22 protein-coding genes are annotated in these 19145 nt (G+C 58.7%); 8 read left to right on the forward strand and 14 right to left on the reverse strand.

What is annotated here, in order from left to right:
* Positions 1-57: 57 nt before the first annotated feature.
* Positions 58-633 (reverse strand): helix-turn-helix domain-containing protein, encoded by a 576-nt coding sequence (locus IG617_RS14140; protein ID WP_209008485.1) that lies wholly within the window; start codon positions 631-633, stop codon positions 58-60.
* 136 nt (positions 634-769) lie between these two features.
* Here IG617_RS14140 and IG617_RS14145 point away from each other — a divergent pair, with 136 nt between their 5' ends.
* Positions 770-1078, forward strand: a complete 309-nt coding sequence (locus tag IG617_RS14145) for a hypothetical protein (protein ID WP_192109901.1) — start codon at positions 770-772, stop codon at positions 1076-1078.
* A gap of 6 nt (positions 1079-1084) precedes the next feature.
* Here IG617_RS14145 and ggt read toward each other — a convergent pair whose 3' ends face one another.
* Complete coding sequence (ggt, locus tag IG617_RS14150) at positions 1085-2680, reverse strand: gamma-glutamyltransferase (protein ID WP_192109902.1); 1596 nt, start codon at positions 2678-2680, stop codon at positions 1085-1087.
* Between the two features lie 126 nt (positions 2681-2806).
* On the opposite strand from ggt, the gene IG617_RS14155 reads away from it, so the two are divergent.
* A complete protein-coding gene (locus IG617_RS14155; RefSeq protein ID WP_192109903.1) occupies positions 2807-3238 on the forward strand; it encodes a GlcG/HbpS family heme-binding protein in 432 nt (143 codons plus the stop codon).
* 56 nt (positions 3239-3294) lie between these two features.
* Here the strand turns inward: IG617_RS14155 and phaR are convergent, their stop codons facing one another.
* Positions 3295-3885 (reverse strand): polyhydroxyalkanoate synthesis repressor PhaR, encoded by a 591-nt coding sequence (gene phaR, locus IG617_RS14160; RefSeq protein ID WP_192109904.1) that lies wholly within the window; start codon positions 3883-3885, stop codon positions 3295-3297.
* Positions 3886-4190: 305 nt separating this feature from the next.
* On the opposite strand from phaR, the gene IG617_RS14165 reads away from it, so the two are divergent.
* Complete coding sequence (locus IG617_RS14165; RefSeq protein ID WP_192109905.1) at positions 4191-5372, forward strand: acetyl-CoA C-acetyltransferase; 1182 nt, start codon at positions 4191-4193, stop codon at positions 5370-5372.
* Between the two features lie 127 nt (positions 5373-5499).
* The gene (gene phbB / locus IG617_RS14170; RefSeq protein WP_192109906.1) at positions 5500-6228 is read left to right on the forward strand and encodes an acetoacetyl-CoA reductase; all 729 of its coding nucleotides are present in this window, start codon (positions 5500-5502) and stop codon (positions 6226-6228) included.
* 91 nt (positions 6229-6319) lie between these two features.
* Here the strand turns inward: phbB and IG617_RS14175 are convergent, their stop codons facing one another.
* A complete protein-coding gene (locus IG617_RS14175) occupies positions 6320-7048 on the reverse strand; it encodes a DUF3299 domain-containing protein (protein ID WP_192109907.1) in 729 nt (242 codons plus the stop codon).
* A gap of 37 nt (positions 7049-7085) precedes the next feature.
* Positions 7086-7703, reverse strand: coding sequence for a class I SAM-dependent methyltransferase (locus IG617_RS14180; RefSeq protein WP_192109908.1), 618 nt, complete (start codon positions 7701-7703; stop codon positions 7086-7088).
* 121 nt (positions 7704-7824) lie between these two features.
* Here IG617_RS14180 and IG617_RS14185 point away from each other — a divergent pair, with 121 nt between their 5' ends.
* Complete coding sequence (locus tag IG617_RS14185; protein WP_192109909.1) at positions 7825-8460, forward strand: septation protein A; 636 nt, start codon at positions 7825-7827, stop codon at positions 8458-8460.
* 19 nt (positions 8461-8479) lie between these two features.
* Here the strand turns inward: IG617_RS14185 and IG617_RS14190 are convergent, their stop codons facing one another.
* The 5 genes from IG617_RS14190 to IG617_RS14210 all read right to left on the reverse strand — a co-directional run bounded on the left by IG617_RS14190 (position 8480) and on the right by IG617_RS14210 (position 12236).
* Entirely contained in the window at positions 8480-9130 is a 651-nt protein-coding gene (locus IG617_RS14190) for a hypothetical protein (protein WP_192109910.1), read from the reverse strand.
* A gap of 162 nt (positions 9131-9292) precedes the next feature.
* The gene (locus tag IG617_RS14195) at positions 9293-9715 is read right to left on the reverse strand and encodes a hypothetical protein (protein WP_192109911.1); all 423 of its coding nucleotides are present in this window, start codon (positions 9713-9715) and stop codon (positions 9293-9295) included.
* Between the two features lie 174 nt (positions 9716-9889).
* On the reverse strand, positions 9890-10075 hold the full coding sequence (gene rpmF, locus IG617_RS14200; RefSeq protein ID WP_153771517.1) for a 50S ribosomal protein L32: 186 nt from the start codon (positions 10073-10075) through the stop codon (positions 9890-9892).
* A 168-nt stretch (positions 10076-10243) separates the two neighbouring features.
* Complete coding sequence (gene mtgA, locus IG617_RS14205) at positions 10244-11029, reverse strand: monofunctional biosynthetic peptidoglycan transglycosylase (protein ID WP_192109912.1); 786 nt, start codon at positions 11027-11029, stop codon at positions 10244-10246.
* The gene (locus tag IG617_RS14210) at positions 11016-12236 is read right to left on the reverse strand and encodes an SAM-dependent methyltransferase (RefSeq protein WP_192109913.1); all 1221 of its coding nucleotides are present in this window, start codon (positions 12234-12236) and stop codon (positions 11016-11018) included. Before IG617_RS14210 ends, mtgA begins: the two co-directional genes overlap by 14 nt.
* 150 nt (positions 12237-12386) lie before the next feature.
* Here IG617_RS14210 and IG617_RS14215 point away from each other — a divergent pair, with 150 nt between their 5' ends.
* The gene (locus IG617_RS14215; protein WP_192109914.1) at positions 12387-13316 is read left to right on the forward strand and encodes a polyprenyl synthetase family protein; all 930 of its coding nucleotides are present in this window, start codon (positions 12387-12389) and stop codon (positions 13314-13316) included.
* Between the two features lie 7 nt (positions 13317-13323).
* On the opposite strand, the gene IG617_RS14220 is transcribed toward IG617_RS14215, so the two are convergent.
* From IG617_RS14220 to IG617_RS14230, 3 genes are read right to left on the reverse strand one after another with little or no spacing between them, the layout of a single operon-like run.
* Positions 13324-14253 carry a prephenate/arogenate dehydrogenase family protein gene (locus IG617_RS14220; protein ID WP_192109915.1) on the reverse strand — a complete coding sequence of 310 codons (930 nt, stop codon included), beginning with the start codon at positions 14251-14253 and terminating at the stop codon, positions 13324-13326.
* Positions 14254-14276: 23 nt separating this feature from the next.
* Positions 14277-15404 (reverse strand): histidinol-phosphate transaminase, encoded by a 1128-nt coding sequence (gene hisC, locus IG617_RS14225; RefSeq protein ID WP_192109916.1) that lies wholly within the window; start codon positions 15402-15404, stop codon positions 14277-14279.
* Positions 15401-16276 (reverse strand): chorismate mutase, encoded by an 876-nt coding sequence (locus IG617_RS14230; protein ID WP_192109917.1) that lies wholly within the window; start codon positions 16274-16276, stop codon positions 15401-15403. Before IG617_RS14230 ends, hisC begins: the two co-directional genes overlap by 4 nt.
* 224 nt (positions 16277-16500) lie before the next feature.
* On the opposite strand from IG617_RS14230, the gene metX reads away from it, so the two are divergent.
* Both metX and metW read left to right on the forward strand, forming a co-directional pair.
* Positions 16501-17697, forward strand: a complete 1197-nt coding sequence (gene metX / locus IG617_RS14235; protein ID WP_192109918.1) for a homoserine O-acetyltransferase MetX — start codon at positions 16501-16503, stop codon at positions 17695-17697.
* Position 17698: 1 nt separating this feature from the next.
* The gene (gene metW, locus IG617_RS14240; RefSeq protein WP_192109919.1) at positions 17699-18334 is read left to right on the forward strand and encodes a methionine biosynthesis protein MetW; all 636 of its coding nucleotides are present in this window, start codon (positions 17699-17701) and stop codon (positions 18332-18334) included.
* Here the strand turns inward: metW and IG617_RS14245 are convergent.
* Positions 18331-19110, reverse strand: coding sequence for a class I SAM-dependent methyltransferase (locus IG617_RS14245; RefSeq protein ID WP_192109920.1), 780 nt, complete (start codon positions 19108-19110; stop codon positions 18331-18333). The two genes, metW and IG617_RS14245, sit on opposite strands and share 4 nt — an antisense overlap.
* Positions 19111-19145: the final 35 nt, after the last annotated feature.

Here is a 19145-nt window from a genome sequence, read left to right on the forward strand (position 1 = left end):
GCCGCAAGGCGACGCATAATTTATGCGCCCGCGCTGAAGGAACTCGGCCGCCGCGTTTTATGCCAGCTTCTGACGAGCTCCGTCGCGGACCAGGCGTGCAAAGCTCCCATCCGACAAGGCGATCCGCGTGTAGATGATCTCACCGGCCCGGATGGTCAGGTCGCGGTGGTCCATGCGCTCGGTCAAGACTGTTACCTCCGGCGGATGGGCATCCATCCAGCCTCGCGCCGCGAGCCCGGCCTCGCCAAGGCGAATACCCTCCGTCGCATAGCGCCAGAGCGACGTTCCAAGCTTGTCGCTGAGCGGAACCCGCCAGTCTTCGAGGCGCCCGGCAGACGCGGCCAGCAGCCGGTGGGTAAAATCGCAGATGAGGTGCGCCGGTTGCCGGGATGTTTCGACCAGCTCGCTCAAGGCATGGTCTGCCGACGATTTCGGCCGTGCGCTGAGCAGCCGTTCAAGCCGCTGCGCGTGCGCGCCCTCCGGAACCAGCCGGCCACTCTCCCAGCGGGACACAGTGGTTTGCGAAACCCCCATTTCGGCAGCGAGTGATGATTGCTTGACCCGGTTCAGCATGCGCCATCGGCGCAATGTCGGCCCGAACCACTCCTGTCGCTGCATGCCCAGCTGAAACACGTCTGGCTCTCCCGTGCCCGGCAAACCTCGAATGTGTGATCCTCAACACGCCCTGCACGCTGCGGAACCTCTAAACCTGAACTTGCGTTTACCGCATGAGGCCGCCGAACGGCCACCAAGAAAGAGGATCAGCGCCATGCAGATCACACCCATTGCCAGAGTTTATGATAGCCCGACTTTTGCCCGTCAGGAAGCGCATCAGACCGAAGCACGCGAACGGCGCGGCGCAGAGTTTGCGCTGAATGAGGACAAGAGACAGTCGGCCACCTCTGCTCGCGAGGCAACCAGCACAGCCAGTCCTTTGGCTTATTCACCAGAGATGCTGCGGATGACTGCAGCCCAGAGCGACGCTGTCACGTTGACCACCGGCGCTGCGATTTACCGCAACGCCGGCCAGCGAGAGGTAGGCCGTCTGACCGGTCACCAGTACTCGGCAACCTACTAGGCAGCCTCAGTAACCGGCCGCGTGCCCGTCCTTGCGCGGATCGGACCCCGCAATAAGCGTATGGTTGGCCTTGTCGATCATGATCGCCTGACTTCCCCCGATCGCGCCGGTTGCCCGGCGCACTTCATGTCCCTTCGCGATCAGCCCGTCGAGCGTGGACTGCGGAATCATTTTTTCCGCTTCCAGCACGTGAGTGTCCAGATCAAAGAACATGCGCGGGAAGTCGATCGCCATCTGAACATCCATACCGTAGTCGATGATGTTCGAGATCAGATGCGCGTGACCGCAAGCCTGGTAGTGACCTCCCATGACCCCGAAAGAAAGCCAGGGAGCTCCGTCCTTCAACGCCATCGCTGGAATGATCGTGTGCATCGGGCGCTTGCCACCGGCTATCGTGTTGGCATGACCCGGTTTGGCGTGGAAGACCGCCCCGCGATTGTGCAACAACACGCCGCTTTCAGGCGCCAGAATCCCGCTGCCGAAAGAATTGAAGATCGAGTTGATGAAGGAGATCGACAGGCCATTCTTGTCGACCACCGTCAAATAGACCGTGTCCGTTTGAGGCGCGAGGCTGGTGCCGGGAAGCTCCGCGAGCTTCTTGTAGGGGTCGATCATGGCCGCCAGCTGATCCAGATAGTCTTCCGCGATCAGGTTTGTGTGGCAGATGTCCATGTAGCCCGGATCCGTGACGAACTTGTCCCGGACCGCATAGCCTATGCGCGACGCTTCCATCTCCAGGTGCAGCCGCTCCGGACCCAGAGGGTCCAGACTTTCGAGATCAAAACGCTCCAGAATGCCGAGGATCACCAAGGCAATCACGCCCTGACCGTTGGGCGGCAACTCGGCAATGGTGAAGCCGCGATAATCACGCATGACAGGAGACACCGCCGTCGTATGACAGGCCGCAAGGTCTTCACGTGTCATGACGGCGCCAAGCTCCTGAAGGGTCGAAACGATATCGTCCGCAATCGGACCGGTATAGAAGGCATCGGCACCGCCGGTTGCGATTGCCTTCAACGTCTCTGCAAGCCTCGGAAACTTCATGATCTGACCGACATCGGGAGCCTTGCCCCCGGGCAGATAGGTCGCCTTGGCCGCTGCTGACCCGCTCACCCGGTCGACGCTGTCTTTCCAGTCGTGCTGAACCCGCGGTGCGACCGGAAAACCATTCTCCGCATAGTCGATGGCGCGTTTGAACAGGGTCTCAAAGCTGCGCGTGCCATGCGCTTTCAAGAGCGTTTCCCAGGCCCGAACGGCCCCTGGGACCGTCACGGAATGCGGTGATGTCGGCGTCAGTTCTTCGATGCCCCTGGCGGCCAGATAGTCCGTGCTGATGCCCGCAGGTGCGCCCCCTGATCCGTTGAAACCGGCCATTCTTCCGTCCGGCTCCGTAACGATTGCAAAGCAGTCACCGCCAATTCCTGTCATTTGCGGTTCGACCACGGCCTGAACTGCAGATGCGGCGATAGCTGCATCCACCGCATTACCGCCCGCTTGCAGCACCTCAAGCGCCGCGCTCGTGGCAAGCGGATGCGAGGTAGCTACGGCAGCTTCACGTGCAAAAACCGGCGAACGCCCTGGCGCTTCAAAATCGCGTTTCAAAATCAAACTCCGGAGTTTTTCCTCCCAGGAGGAAATCTTTGGTTATTCAGGCTTATGGTCGCCCGGAGGGCAATCTGTTAGCCCTGTCGGACTGAGGTGCCCAATTTGTAAGGGAGAAGCAACCAGATGCGCAAACTAACTCTTTCAATGGCTGAGCAAATTATTTCAGCCGCTTTCGAAAAGGCTGCTGAGCTGAAACTCAAGCCCCTGACGGTTGCCGTTCTCGACGCAGGCGGACATCTCGTCTCGCTCTCGCGCCAGGACGGTGCCTCCATCATGCGCCCGCAAATCGCCAGCGGCAAAGCCTTCGGCGCCCTGGCCGTGGGAACCGGCACCCGCTGGTTGAACGCCAATGCAGAAAGCCGCCCGCACTTCGTTCAGGCGCTGAACGGTGTCTCTGGCGGCGCGATTGTTCCGGTAGCTGGCGGTGTCCTGATGAAGGATGAAGACGGCGATGTTGTTGGTGCCGTCGGCATCACGGGCGACACATCCGACAATGACGAAGCGGCAGCGCTCGCAGGTGTTGCAGCGGTCGATCTGGTTGCCGACTGCGGCTGACGCCAACCTGACATGCGATCAGCCGGGCAACTTAAGCCCGGCTGATACGCAGAATATCAGTTCTTGTCACTCAGCGCGTTGATCTTGGCCTGCATCTCGGTCAGCTGACGCTTCATGTCATCGAGATCCGACGGCTCAGTCTTGGCAGCCTGCGGACCAGCTGCGCCATCTCCTGAAGAGTCGCCGCCGACGTCTCCCGCAGAGAACGGCATGAACATTTTCATGGCGCGCTCGAACATTTCCGCGTTGCGCTTGACCTGGTCCTCAATCGCGTCGAAGGCCGTCGCGCCGAACGCGTCGGTCATCTGCGCCCGCAGCTTGTCCTGCTCCTGGGTCAGGGACGTCATCGAATATTCCAGAAAGCTGGGAACCAATCCCTGCATGCTGTCGCCATAGAAGCGGATCAACTGGCGCAGGAATGGCACTGGCAGCAAGTTCTGCCCTTTGCCTTCCTGCTCGAAGATGATCTGCGTCAGGACAGAGCGCGTGATATCGTCTCCCGTTTTGGCGTCATAGACGATGAAGTCCTCTTCCCCCTTCACCATCACGGCCAGGTCCTCCAGCGTCACATACGTGCTGGTACCTGTGTTGTAGAGTCGCCTGTTGGCGTATTTTTTGATGATAGTTGGCTCGTTGGTCTTTGCCATTCCCGTCTTCCGTTGCAAGGAGCCTCGCGGCAAGTTCCCGTTTGACGACAAGCCAATAGAGCTCGTCGCCGCTTCCTCCAACTTTGAGACTAAGCCAATAGATGCGGCTCTTGCCAGCCTTTTTGTGTGCAGTGACGAAAGGATGATTATGCGCCTGCGAAAAGCGCATGCAAGTAAGGGGCATTCCGGTTGACTTGAGATTGGCCACAGTTTCTAGTCGCGAAGAGAGGGTCAACACGCCAGTGCTGCCACGCTGCCATTGTGCGCCGCGGCCCTTCCTGGAGGAAAAGCATCTGGAGTTTATGATGAGCGCTTCTACTGATGTCGTGATTGTCAGCGCGACACGCACCCCCGTCGGTTCCTTTAACGGTGCATTTGCAACCACCCCCGCCCATGAGCTGGGCGCGATTGTCATGAAGGCCGCCCTCGACAAGGCCGGGGTCTCCGGTGACGATGTCGACGAAGTCGTTTTCGGCCAGGTCCTTACAGCCGGCATGGGTCAGAACCCGGCACGCCAGGCTGCAATCGGAGCCGGTATCTCTGAAGGCGCAACTGCCTGGGGCCTCAACCAGGTCTGTGGGTCGGGTCTTCGCACGGTCGCCATTGCCGCCCAGCAGATCATGTGCGGCGACGCCACGATCATGATGGCAGGCGGACAGGAGAACATGACCCTGTCGCCTCACTGTGCCCCGATGCGCGCCGGATACAAGATGGGCGACTACAAGATGGTCGACACCATGATCAAGGACGGTCTGTGGGATGCCTTCAACGGCTATCACATGGGTCAGACCGCTGAGAACGTTGCTGAAAAGTGGCAGATCTCCCGCGAACAGCAGGACGAATTCGCCCTTGCCTCGCAGAACAAGGCGGAAGCCGCCCAGAAGGCCGGTAAGTTCAAGGACGAGATAACGCCCGTCACCATCAAGGGCCGCAAGGGTGACACGATCGTTGAAGACGACGAGTACATTCGCCACGGCGCGACTCTGGAAAGCATGCAGAAGCTGCGTCCAGCTTTCGCCAAGGAAGGCTCGGTCACTGCAGGCAATGCCTCGGGCATCAACGACGGCGCAGCAGCGATCCTGGTGATGAGCGCTGCAGAAGCTGAAAAACGTGGCCTGAAGCCGCTCGCACGTATCGCTTCCTGGGCAACTGCCGGTGTTGATCCGGCGATCATGGGCTCGGGCCCGATTCCCGCCTCCCGTAAGGCGCTGGAAAAGGCCGGCTGGTCCGCCTCCGAACTGGATCTGGTCGAAGCCAACGAGGCTTTCGCCGCTCAGGCATGTGCGGTCAACAAGGACATGGGCTGGGACACGGACATCGTCAACGTCAACGGCGGCGCCATTGCCATCGGGCATCCGATCGGCGCTTCTGGCGCGCGTGTTCTCTGCACATTGATCCATGAAATGGTCCGCCGCGATGCCAAGAAGGGTCTCGCCACCCTCTGCATCGGCGGTGGCATGGGCGTTGCCATGTGCATCGAGCGGTAACAGCCGCTGGGCCAAAAGGCCTAACCACATTTGATATCTGTCATGGCGAAGCAAAAGCGGCTTTGTCATGACAGACCGACCACGGGGATTATCAAAGCCCGGTCTACGGGCGAAAGAGGAGGTAGGAATGAACAAGGTCGCACTGGTCACGGGCGGAACGCGCGGCATCGGCGAAGCCATTTCGCGAGGCCTGAAGGAAGCTGGCTATACGGTGGCTGCCACCTATCACGGCAACGTCGAAAAAGCCGAGGCGTTCAAGGCGGAGACCGGCATTCACGTCTACAAGTGGGATGTAGCCAACCCTGAGGAATGCGCCGAAGGCATCGCCAAGGTCGAAGCTGACTTGGGGCCAGTTGAAGTTCTGGTCAACAACGCCGGCATCACCAAGGACGGCATGTTCCACAAGATGTCCTTCGACCAGTGGCGTGCGGTTCTTTCCACCAACCTCGATTCCATGTTCACCATGACCCGACCCGTGATCGAAGGCATGCGCGCCCGCGGGTCCGGCCGGATCATCAACATCTCGTCCATCAACGGCCAGAAGGGCCAGATGGGCCAGGCGAACTATTCGGCAGCCAAGGCCGGCGTGATCGGCTTCACCAAGGCTCTGGCGCAGGAAAACGCGTTCAAGGGCATCACGGTGAACGCGATCTGCCCGGGCTATATCAACACGGACATGGTTGCCGCCATGCCTGAAAAGGTGCTGACCTCGATCATCTCCGGCATTCCCGTCGGCCGCCTTGGCCATCCGGAAGAAATCGCCGGCACCGTGGTCTATCTCGCCTCCGATGTCGCGGCCTTCATGACCGGAGCGGTCATGACCATCAACGGCGGCCAATACATCGCCAACGGCTGATGACGGCCAATGCCACCAGGAACGAAAGGCGCCTCTCGGGGCGCCTTTTTGCTTCCAGACGGAAGTGATCCCCCCGGAGCATCAGGCCGCTCTATTGGCCCGGCTTGAAGAACCGGAAGATCCGATCCTTGAGGGATCGACCGCCCTCCTCCAGCGGATGGATTTCCGAGACGGCCATGTCATAGGCTGAAATCATCTCCACCTGGCCATCAAGCAGGTTAATGGCCTGCCGGGTCACCGCCAGCTCAAGACGGCCTTTCAACAGAACAGCTTGATAGATCTGGTCGGCCTGCCATTCGGCGGGCAACTTGTAATGGATCATCTGGTTCGGATCGGGCGCCGGAACATGGCTGCACATGCCAAACTCGGGAACCAGATAGCCGCCCATGGATACGCCATCGCTGTTCAGGACAGGGATGACATAGCCGGTGATGGCAATGTCCTTGCCATCGAGCGCCGGATTGCCCTCAAGGGCTGCCTTGGCGCGCTGAAGGCCGATCGCTTCACGTTGCTCCAGAAGCCAATCTGTTCGAACGCCTGCCGCGGCGAGCTTGGCTTCCTCGCTGTTGAGCTGTTTCTGAAGCTCCTCGCGTTCCCCAGCCACGACACCAGTACCGGACAATTGCTTTCGCAATCTGAGGACAGTTCCGAGCGACCGCAGCTCCTGGATGCTCAATGCCGCGTAAGGATCATCGAATTGCGCCGCCGGAGTTTCGTTCAAGGCCTCCCAGGTAATCGCCGTTGCGGCCTGAGCCTCAACCGCCAAAAGGCCCGGCAACAGAAAACCTGTGACGACTGCAGCAAGAAAGATCTTCCTCATCAAGTCTCATCTCCCGTGGCCATCGCACCCTCGCCGATCACCTGGGCAAGGCCTCGAGAACCAGCCAGGTCCATTCAACACCCTCTTTGCGATTCCATTCCTGCATGGAGGGCATCAGCACGCTCCTGAGTACGGAAAAGCCATTTGCCTTCGCAAGCTCCGCAGTCGCCGGGGCATCAATCGGAAACACCGGGCGTCCAGGTGCGCCCGGCCCGTGGCGCAGAGACATGACCACACGCCCTTTCTCACTGGCAAGCTCATAAAGCCGTTTCATGGCCGGGGGTCTCTGTGGCTCCGGCAGATGCTGCCAAACACCGATCATCACCTGGCAATCATAGCGATTGCCGGCACCCAGCGCACCAAGATCAGGAAGCTGCGCATCTGACCACTCGATAGCCTTACCTGCATGCAAGGCCTCTCCGGCAGATCGCAGTCGCGCAGCAGGCTCGGCTGCAGTCACAGGGTGCCCCTTCGCCGCAAACCAGGCCGCGTCGCGCCCCGTTCCTGCGCCAATATCCAGAACGTTCGCAGGTGGCGGCGGCAACAAATCCCTCACCGGCTGATAAAGGCCCTCGATGTCGATCTGCTCCGACCGTGTGATCCAGCTGTCAGAAATCGTCTCATAGGTGTTCAGGGCATCGTCAGCATGCCGCATGTTTCCGCCCTGCCGAACCTCATTCGAAATTCCCACCATACCGTCCCTTGACCTTTCCCGCATCTGGTCACTATGTGACATTGCTAAATGAACGGCGACCCTTCCTGACTGAAAGAGCCCCATGGAATTTGAACGCGATCCGAACGATCCCTCGCGCAAGGAGCTTTCACCGCTCCTGAAATTGGCCCTCGAACTTGGACCGCTGGCGATCTTTTTCCTGTTCAATTCCCGCGGCGAGCAGATTGCAGAAGCCTTTCCCGTGCTTCAGGCGCTTGGCAAACCCATCTTCCTGGCAACCGCAGCCTTCATGGTCGCCATCACCATTTCGCTCGTCGCATCTCTTGCCCTGACCAAACGCCTGCCGGTCATGCCTCTGATCACCGGCGTTGTCGTGCTGGTCTTTGGTGGCCTCACACTTTGGCTACATGATGATCTCTTCATCAAGCTGAAGCCGACGATCATCAACTGCCTTTTCGGCGCCGTGCTGCTCGGTGGCCTGCTCTTCGGAAAATCGCTTCTCGGCTATGTTTTCGACAGCGCCTTCAAGCTGACCGACGAGGGCTGGCGCATTCTGACGTGGCGCTGGGGTCTGTTCTTTTTCGTGCTTGCCGCCATCAACGAGATCGTCTGGCGCAATTTTTCGACCGACTTCTGGGTCAACTTCAAGGTCTTCGGCGTCATGCCGATCACCCTGCTGTTCACGATGACCCAGCTGCCGCTGATTCAAAAGCACGCCGTTGTCGAGGACGAAAAGTAAAAATAGAGGAAAAGCGATATTATTTAACCAAAACTCTAATCAACTCGGCATAGGATCTCCCCACCTCAATCAGCAATTGCGACATCGTGCGAACAATAGGCGGGAATTCTTCTACCGCTTCATCCACAAGAGATCTCTTATTTTGAGATGATTCAATTACTTCATGCAACAATTCTGCATTTGGATGAGAGTCAATTTCTTCATTCAAGTTAGAAAGCTTTAATTGCGCATCATGTATATTTTCGATTGAATTTTTTAAATCTGGATTTTTCTCTATATGTATACTTATTTTCTTTTCATAGTAATCCACTTGTTCCTTCAAAAATAAAGACATGCTTGCCTTTTTTACTAATAGCTCCATCTCTTTTTTACGCTGATCAAGACTGTCAATCTCATCCTTCGTTGTTGCACGTTTTATTTCTAACTTCTCGATTTTATCTGTTGTCTCAGCTATTGATCTAAGTGATTCGGCCTCGATTTTTTGCAAATCATCAGTCGTAATTCCCGGCCTTGTAAAGGATATAAGGCCAATAACAGACGCCAATCCACCTACTACTCCCGCATATTTTAGATAAAAATCATTAGATACTATAGAAAATTGAACCGCCGCAAATCCTACCACAAAATATATCAAGCAAATAATGATAATTATTGCCGAAATTTTCTTCATACTATTTCACCAAAAATCACAAGATACATAAATAGCATATTTACATAGATTGGCTGTATCAACTTGAGATGCAATCAATCCATTGAAAAGATCTAACGGTTCACAGAGCGAACGCGGCAGGGCCATGACTTCACAATCAAGCGTCTGCTCCCTACGAAGTCTTCAATGCATGTCGCCGTGGCCAAAGGCCACGTCCCGGCGCGCGCCGGTGATGGAGATCGAAAAGCCTGCGATGACGTCAATCAGAGCGATGACCATCAAGATGAAGAAGAGCGAGGTCGCTGCCTGCGGCAGCACCAGGAACTCGACCAGATAAGCCACAAGCACAAGCACCGACAGCATGTGGTCGAGCAGGGCCGCCCGTCCGATACGCGTGGCCTTCAGGATTTCAACGAAAAGAAAAAACAGGCCTGCGGTGATCAGGAGATCACTGGCAAGCAGCTGGAACGTCGCGCCGGAGACCATGCCGAAGGTGATAACCGGCGTGGTCCAGAACCCCGGATCCGTTTCGCCGGCTGTGAAAGACAGGCCGTTGTAGATCAGAAACGCGAACAGGGTGAATGGCAAGGCGGAGAGAAGGCGCATGAACAGGCTCCAGATTGCGTTTGCCCGGGGCGCTGATCCCAGGAAAGGCTGACGCTGCGGACCTGACACGATCTTCCCGGCCAATTCAAGATGGCAGGCCACAAAAAGAAAAAGGCCGGCCTGTCGAAACAAGGCCAGCCTCAATCTCGTTTGCCGTGCGGCAATCCTGAACCCTTAGACGTCGTCCTTGGGTGCGAGGATCTGACGGCCCCGGTACATGCCAGACTTGAGGTCAACATGATGCGGGCGACGCAGTTCGCCTGAATCCTTGTCCTCAACGTATGTCGGCTGCTTCAGGGCGTCCGGGGAACGGCGGAAACCGCGCTTCATGCGCGAAGTTTTCCTCTTCGGTACGGCCATTTTGTTCTTCTCCGTGGTCCATAGTCGCGCGGCCCGGACCGGGAAAGCCCGGGGCGTGGCGTCACGCAGCGTGTTGGAATGGGCGGCGTTATACAGGCAACGCTCAGCTTTTGCCAGCCCATCAAGTGAAAATTCTTGCTGCCGACGTACACAGAAGCGGCAGGCCCGTCAAGAGCCAAGCACACAGCCGAATATGGGGCCGGCACCTTTGACCCGAGAAAGGTTGGTGGACGACAGCTTGCGGTGGCCTTGGGAAGGCTTGGCGGGATTGCGTCCCAGCGGGTTCGGTAGTGCGGTTGCGAGACGCGCGGCCTGGGTTCTCGTCAGATCCTTGGCCGGTTTGCCGAACCAGGCCTGGCTGGCTGCTTCGGCTCCAAAAATACCCTCTCCCCACTCCGCGATGTTGAGGTAGATCTCCATGATCCGGCGTTTCGTCAAGATCCCGTCGATCGTAAGGGCAAGCGGTAATTCAAGCCCTTTGCGCAGATAGCTGCGCCCACCCCACAAATAGAGGTTTTTTGCCGTCTGCATGGTAAGGGTGCTGGCTCCACGTGGCGCTTCTCCCTCGCTCAAGAGCACATCGACCTGTTTCTGCAGTGCCGACCAGTCGACGCCGCCATGGTCGCAATAGCCGCTGTCTTCCGATGTGATGACGGAGCGAACCAGATGTGGCGATATTTCCTCCAGCGAGCGCCACTGCCGATCCACCCACAACAACTGGGCGTAACGGGCGAGCATCAAGGTGCTCACCGGCGGCACAACCGCATAGACAACGGTCAGAAACGGCGGCAGCAGCAGAATCGCGAGGGCGCCGCGGATCACCCAACGGCGGCACGATGCCTTGTCCAGCCATCTGGCAAGAACGCCACTGCTGGTATCACTTCGGTCCTGCCGTTTTCCCTTCCCCGTCTTGCCTGTCGTGGATTTGGCAGAGCCGGCCTTAGTTCGGGCCATTCAGTTTCCGTTCGTTGTCGACGATGAAATCCCGAATGATCGGCACAGCGTCGCGTTCTTTCGACAAGAGCAGCTGGAACACCATGTTTGAGCCATGCAGGAATCCCAACTCCACCGCGCAGAGATAAAACTCCCACATACGGCAAAAGGTTTCGTCGTAGAGTTTCGCCGCTTCATCCCGGCGCGCCTCAAAGCGCAGCCGCCAGTCCCGGATTGTATAGTAATAATGCAATCGCAGGATCTCGTTGTCGCAGACCCATAGCCCAAGCCGCTCGGTCGAGGCAAAGACTTCCGAGAGCGCCGGAACGTAGCCACCAGGAAAAATATACTTGCGGATGAACGGCCCCGTCGTGCCTGGAGGGGTCATGCGGCCGATGGAGTGGATGACAGCATAGCCCTTGTCGGTCAGGCAGTCCTTGATCTTGCCGAAATAGGCATCGAGATGACCAATGCCGACATGTTCCATCATCCCGACTGAAATCACCCGGTCAAACTGGCCCTCAAACTCGCGATAGTCTTTGAGCACAAACTGGATCTTGTCCTCCAGCCCGGCTGCTCGGACACGCTCTTCTGCAATCTTCACCTGTTCTGGCGAGACGTTCAGCGAGGTCACCTTGGCGCCAGCCTGGGCCATGCGGATTGCCAGTGATCCCCAGCCGCCGCCAATTTCCAGCACCTCCATGCCCGGTTGCAGATCGAGTTTGGCGACAAGATGGTTCAGCTTGGCCGCCTGGGCCTGTTCCAGCGTGTCGTCGGGCGAAGAGTAGTAGGCGCAGCTGTAGTTCAGGCCCTCATCCATGAACAGGCGGTACATCTCGGTTGACAGGTCGTAGTGATGCCGTGCCTGCTCCTTTGCCCGCTCCACGTTGTTCTTCTGCTGCCGCCGCCTAAACGCCTTCCAGAACCGCCGCAGGAGCCCCTGGACCGGGTTGGCGCCCAGAGGTGCCCGGTTGATCGAAAACAGGAACATGAAGTCGTAGATCGTTGAGCCTTCCTCCAGGGTCAGGCTTCCGTCCATATAGGCTTCACCCGCCGCAAGCTCCGGATTGAGGAAAAGCGACCTGTAGAGTTTCTTGTCGTGCAGACGGATCGTGACCGTCGGACCATCTGTGCCTGGTCCAAACTCGTGCAGGTCACCCTCTGCGTCATAGACGCGCATCTGCCCGCGTTTCACAAAGGATCTCAGCAAGCTCGACAAAAGACGCATTCAACAAACCTCCGGTAAAACCTGATTGGCCACATATCCAAGAGAGCAGCCCAAACAATCGCAATTCAAATTGATGCTATCGATTTTTATCTTTCTTTCTTGACGATACAGGCAATTGGCTTCAGGGAAACCGAAACTTGCTCGACAACCATGTCACCCATCCAGGAGCCGATCTTGACCTTCGACATCAAGCCGCATCTTGCCCATCAGGCACAGCAGGTGGAAACGGCTCTTGAAGACTTGCTTCGCGAGCAGGTCATGGATGGAGAGACAGTTCGACCGGCCCGGCTGCTCGAGGCGATGCGCTATGCTGCCCTCAGCGGAGGCAAGCGGCTGCGGCCCGTGCTCTTGATGGAGACGGCAGCCCTGTTCGGACGAACGGACGAAGGGGTTTGCGAGGCCGGCGCCGCGCTGGAGTTCATCCACTGCTACTCATTGGCCCATGACGACCTTCCGGCGATGGATGACGACGACCTGAGGCGCGGTCGGCCGACCACCCACAAGGCCTTTGACGAAGCCACGGCCATTCTCGCCGGCGACGCGCTTCTGACCCTGGCTTTCGATGTCATAACCGGTGAGATGGTCCATCCGGACGCCGCAACGCGCCTGAGACTTGGCCGCGAGCTCTCCCGGGCGGCTGGAATCGGGGGCATGGCCGGCGGCCAGATGCTGGATATTGAATCGGAGAACCGGGACAGGACCGAAGCGGAAATCCGCACACTGCAGGCCATGAAGACCGGGGCGCTGCTGCGATATGCCTGCCGCGCCGGCGCAATCCTTGCCGATGCGGACGAAGCTGACATCCAGCGACTGACCCGCTTCGGCGAGATCATCGGCCTCGCCTTTCAGCTCGCAGATGACCTGCTGGATGTCGAGGCAAGCTCTGATGTCACGGGCAAGGCGACGGGCAAGGACGCAGATGCAGGCAAGGCCACTTTGGTGGCGCTCCTGGGGGCCGACGCGACGCGCTCTGAAGTTTCAAGGCTTCTGGAGGAAGCACAGACCCTTCTGGCCCCGTTCGGAGACAAGGCAGACAATCTCTCCGCGATCGCCGGCTTCATCGCCAACCGCGACCACTAGCGCACCTTTAATCGTCCGTTTTCGACTGCACACGGCCGAAGTCGGGCGCGTCTGTTTCCTGACCCGCTTCGATAATCGACCGTCGGATACCGCGAGTGCGGGTGAAGAGGTCGAACAGGGCATCGCCGTCGCCCCAGCGGATCGCCCGCTGCATGGCCGACAGATCCTCTGAAAACCGCGACAGCATCTCCAGGATCGCGTCCTTGTTGTTCAGGCACACATCCCGCCACATGGTCGGGTCCGACGCCGCAAGGCGGGTGAAGTCCCGAAAACCGGATGCTGAATACTTGATGACTTCCGACTTCGTCACCGTTGCCAGATCATCCGCCGTGCCGACGATGTTATAGGCAATCAGGTGCGGGAGATGCGAGACGATCGCGAGCACCAGATCATGGTGATCCGCATCCATCAGGTCCACGTTCGATCCACAACCGCGCCAGAATGCAGAGAGCTTTTCGGTGGCTGCGGCATCAACGCCCTGTTCCGGCGTCAGGATGCACCAGCGGTTGTCGAACAGGGTTGCAAATCCCGCGTCCGGGCCGGATTGCTCCGTTCCGGCAATCGGATGGCCCGGTATGAAATGCACACCATTGGGCACATGCGGTCGGACCTGATCCACCACCGATTTCTTGGTTGAGCCGACGTCCGTCAGGATTGCCCCTGGTGACAGGGAAGGCGCAATCCATTTGGCCACGGCGCCATTGGCCCCGACGGGAACACAGAGAACGACGAGATCGGCTCCCTCAACTGCCTCGCCCGCATCGAGACAATAGCGATCGCCGAGGTCCAGCTCTTCCGCACGGGCCAGCGTTTCCGCAGAGCGCGTGGAAACAACAATCTCCCGCGCCAGATTCCGCTCGCGGGCGACCCGGGCAATCGAAGATCCGATCAGACCGATGCCGATCAGGGCCAAACGTTCAAACTGTGGTTCACTCATCAGACAAACAGGACTTCAGTGGGTTATCCAAGAAACTCGGCAAGGGCGGAGACGACGGTCTTGTTGGCCTCTTCCGAACCGATCGACATGCGAAGGGAATTCGGCAGGCCATAGTTTCCGACCAGCCGCAGAACGCAGCCACGATCAAGAAGGAACGCATCGGCATCTTTCGCCCGTTTACCTTCGACGTCCGGAAAATGGATCAGAACGAAATTGCCAACGCTTGGCGTGACCGACAGACCGAGCTTTTCAAGCTCTGCCGTTACCCAGGGCAACCAGGTTTCATTGTGATCAACCGCACGCTCAAGAAAGGCCTTGTCACGCACCGCCGCAATGCCGGCCGCAATGGCAGGACCGTTGACATTGAACGGCCCCCGGATGCGGTTCATGGCATCCATGATGTGCGCAGGGCCAAAACCCCAACCCAAGCGCAAACTGGCAAGGCCGTAGATTTTGGAGAACGTACGGGTCATCACCACGTTTTCAGCAGTGGCGGCCAGTTCCATGCCGCTCTCGTAATCATTCTTGCGCACATATTCCGCATAGGCCGCGTCAAGCACCAGCAGCACGTTGGCCGGCAGGTTTTCATGCAGGCGGCGCACTTCCTCAAACGGCAAATAGGTACCGGTCGGATTGTTTGGATTGGCGATGAAGACGACTTTCGTGCGCTCCGTCACTCTATCCAACATGGCGTCGACATCGGTCGTCAGGTCCTTTTCCGGCGCCGCCACAGGCGTTGCTCCGGCCGCCCGGATTGCAATGTCATAGACCAGAAAACCGTGCTCGGAATAAATCGCTTCATCGCCTGGCGCCAGATAGGTGTAGGCAAGCAGACTGAGGATCTCGTCCGAACCTGCACCACAGATGATCCGGTCAGCGTTCAGGCCATAGACCTCGCCGATTGCCTCTCGCAACGCGGTAGATGAGCCGTCTGGATAAAGCTCCAGATGCTCAGCGACATTCGCAACCGCAGCGATGGCTTTATCACTCGCACCCAGCGGCGTCTCATTGGACGACAGCTTGTGAAGCGTCACGCCTTTGGAGCCCTTGGACTTGCCCGGCACATAGGCGGCAATATCGAGGATACCAGGACGGGGCAGCGGTCGCTTCGAGGTCTCGACGGCAACCGCAGAAATCGATGCATCGGTCATTCAGTCAATCCTTCAGAGGCAGCGGCATCAAAATCATCATCCGCATCGCCTTCAACGTCTATCGGGGCGGAATAACCGCCAACCAGTCTCAAAACATCCGGCTCGGCGCCTGCATCGGCGCAAGCCTTGAAGATTTCGTCTTCGCTCAAGTGTGCCGAGACTGCAAGCAAGGCGTCAACGCCACTGGCGGAGCGATGGAAGCTGACGACCTCGAGCCCTTCATTCATAAGATTGCCTGGCAGGACGCCGGTCCAGCGCGCATCAAAGACCAATGTGTCGCGCTTTACCGTTTCGGCAACCGACCGGGAAATCACCAGCGCTGGCATGTCTGCCGGCCGTTCGTCTAAAACGAGGAAGGGAAGACGGGCAATAACCTCGGCGCCATCCGTGCTGAGGCCGCGCCACCAGGGAAGATCTGCTCGGTCCTGAAGCGCAATCAATCCGAGATCGCCGTCAGACGCGGCGACAGATCCGACCACATCAGCCGCATCCGCGCCCGGCACAAGCTCGCAGGAAAAACCGAAATGGAACCTTGCAAGATCCAGCATTCCCAGAAGGTCCGCGCTGCCGTCCAGATGCAGCTGAAAATCCCCCTGCAAGCGAAGTGACGCGGAGATCAATTCCCTCCAGAGATGTTCGACAGTTGCCAGCGGCAGCACACCTTCGTGGCGTTCCACCAGGTGGCGCATCAGATCGGCTTCCCGGTCCGGCTGGAAAACCACGCTCTCTGCGCCGCTGGCCAGTCGCGCCGCGGCAATTCCGGCACCGACCTGCGCACGTTCCATGAGAAGTGCATGCAACTGGCTATCCAGCTCGTCGATACGGTGACGCAGACCATCCAGCGATGTTTCGCGGTCGGTAGTGGTGCTCATTTGGAACCCTGGAACCTCTGTGGGAGCAAGCTTTTGAAGGCCTTAGTCATAGGCATGGCACACCGAAATGGCAAAAGAAAACATTGACACCGTGCCCCTGCCGATCCTAGGTGCTTGGTTCCCGGCCGGGAACCCGCCCAGCAAGGCGGCAAAGGACCAGTGAAACAATCCACTGCCTCGCCTTTCCCGGACAAAACCGCACAAGAGCGACCCGCGACCCTGATATGGCCGAAGAGACCTCCGCGACAGATCCAGTACACATCCCATTGATTGAAGCAGACCGCCCGAGCAGCAAACTGGCGGAATTCTCCGCGAACGAACCACTTGAGCTCGACGCGGGAACAGAGCTTGCGCCCTGGCAGATTGCTTATGAGACCTATGGCGAGATGAACGCGGAAAAGACAAACGCGGTCCTTGTCTGCCACGCCTTGACCGGCGATCAATATGTGGCGTCCAGCAATCCAATCACGGGAAAACCGGGCTGGTGGACCCGCATGGTCGGTCCAGGACGCCCAATTGATACGGATCGCTACTTTGTGATCTGCGCGAATGTTCTTGGCGGATGTCTGGGCACAACCGGTCCCGCGACCACGAACCCGGCAACCGATGCACCCTATGGTCTGAAGATGCCGGTGGTGACCATCCGTGACATGGTTCGCGCTCAGGCCCGCCTGATCGACCGCCTTGGCATAGACACGCTTTTCGCCGTCGTCGGTGGTTCCATGGGCGGCATGCAGGTGCTGCAATGGGCGGCGAGCTATCCTGAACGCGTGTTCGCGGCCGTACCGATTGCGGCCGGCGCCCGCCACTCGTCCCAGAACATTGCGTTTCACGAAGTCGGACGCCAGGCGATCATGGCTGACCCGGACTGGTGCGGCGGCGCCTATATTGCGGCAGGCAAACGACCGACCAAGGGGCTATCGGTCGCGCGCATGGCAGCCCACATCACCTATATGTCCGACGAATCCCTGCATCAGAAATTTGGCAGAAACCTGCAGGACCGGGATGATCTGACCTTTGGCTTCGACGCTGATTTCCAGATCGAGAGCTATCTGCGCCATCAGGGCATGACCTTCGTCGACCGGTTTGATGCCAACTCCTATCTCTATGTCACCCGGGCGATGGACTACTTCGATCTGGCGGCTGAATTCGGCTCCCTGCCCGCCGCCTTCAAGGACAGCAAGACCCGGTTTTGCGTGATGTCCTTCACGTCGGACTGGCTGTTCCCCACATCGGAAAGCCGCGCGGTGGTCAAGGCACTCAATGCCGCAGCCGCCAACGTATCCTTCGTCGAAATCGACAGCGACAGGGGCCACGATGCCTTCCTGCTCGATGTCCCGGAGATGTTCTCGACCATTCGCGGCTTCATCACCGGTGCAGCCAACGCGCGTGGCATTCCGGCGCCCGGAGGAAGTGACTGACATGACAAGCGTCGACGCCAAGATCAACGACCTTCCTGTGCGCGGTGACCACCGGGTTGTCGCAAATCTCGTGCCCCAAGGCGCGCGCGTCCTGGATATCGGCTCCAGCGACGGCACTCTTTTGATGCTGCTTGCCAAGGAGTGTGGCGTGGACGGCCGGGGGATCGAACTCTCTCAGGACGGCGTGAACAAGTGCGTCGCCCGAGGCCTTTCCGTGATCCAGGGCGACGCGGATACCGATCTGGCCGACTATCCAGACAAGTCCTTTGATGTCGTGGTGATGAGCCAGACCCTTCAGGCGACCCGGGATCCGAAGGGCGTCATGGACGAACTGCTGCGCATCGGCCACCAGGTGATCATTTCGATCCCCAATTTCGCCCATTGGCGCAACCGCCTGCAGCTTTTGTTCCGGGGCCGCATGCCGGTGACCAAATACCTGCCCTACGAGTGGTACGATACGCCGAACATTCACTTCTGCTCGCTGCGCGACTTCGTCGAACTGTGCAAGGAACTGGATGCAACGGTCGAAAAGGCCGTCGCACTGAGCGGCAGGGGCAATGAAATCCCGGTTGCTGCGCCTTGGTGGGTCTGGAACATCATCGCCGAGCAGGCGGTTTTCCAACTGCGGCGCCCCTAAGTCTCAGGTTGGGTCACTGCGCTTGAGCGCCGCACAGGCTTCAGTCCGGCAGCGGCTCCCTCCGGAACAAAGACCGGCTTCAGCACACGGAGAGCGCTTCGGGTGCCCTCGACCGGGAGGCCGCGGAAGACCTTCTTCTCCGCCTCCATGATCAACAAGCCGCCAAATGCCGGCCACATCCGGCGACCAATTCCTTCCCAGGTACGCGCCGAGCGCAGAACAAACCGCGCTCTGGTGGGGGGAAGGAAAAGCGCCTCGTCCTGGGCTGCCACATCAAACTGGCAACTGCGCAGGAGGCCCTTCAACTGACCTCTTGAATAGGGCCTGCCATAGCCAAAAGGCGACAGCTCCGACTGGGACCACAATCCACGCCGGTTCGGAACGATTGCGATCATCCGCCCACCTGGCGCCAAAACCCGCCAGGCCTCACGCAGGATGGCAGAAGGATCGGCCGCATGATCAAGCGCATGGACCGCCAAAACCCGGTCAAAAAACGCATCGGATACGGGAAGCCTGCCATCCTCCACGAGGACCGCCGCATTATCGGCCTCGCGAGGCCATCCAACAGCACCCTGTTGTGCGGGCATGGCTGCGATACACCGTTCCGCACTCCCCAGATACGGCCGCATGAAGGGTCCAGCATAGCCAATCCCGAGCAGGCTTTGCCCTTCAAGGCTCGGCCAGAGCGCACGGATCCTGCCACCAATCAAAACCCGCAGCAGCCGGCCCATGGGCAGATCATAGAAAGTCCTCAGATCGGCAACGTCGAGATACATGGTCCGCTCATCTAAAACTGGCGCGATTGAACCTT

It is taken from the genome of Roseibium polysiphoniae (assembly GCF_014842925.1).
GTDB classification, from domain to species: domain Bacteria; phylum Pseudomonadota; class Alphaproteobacteria; order Rhizobiales; family Stappiaceae; genus Roseibium; species Roseibium polysiphoniae.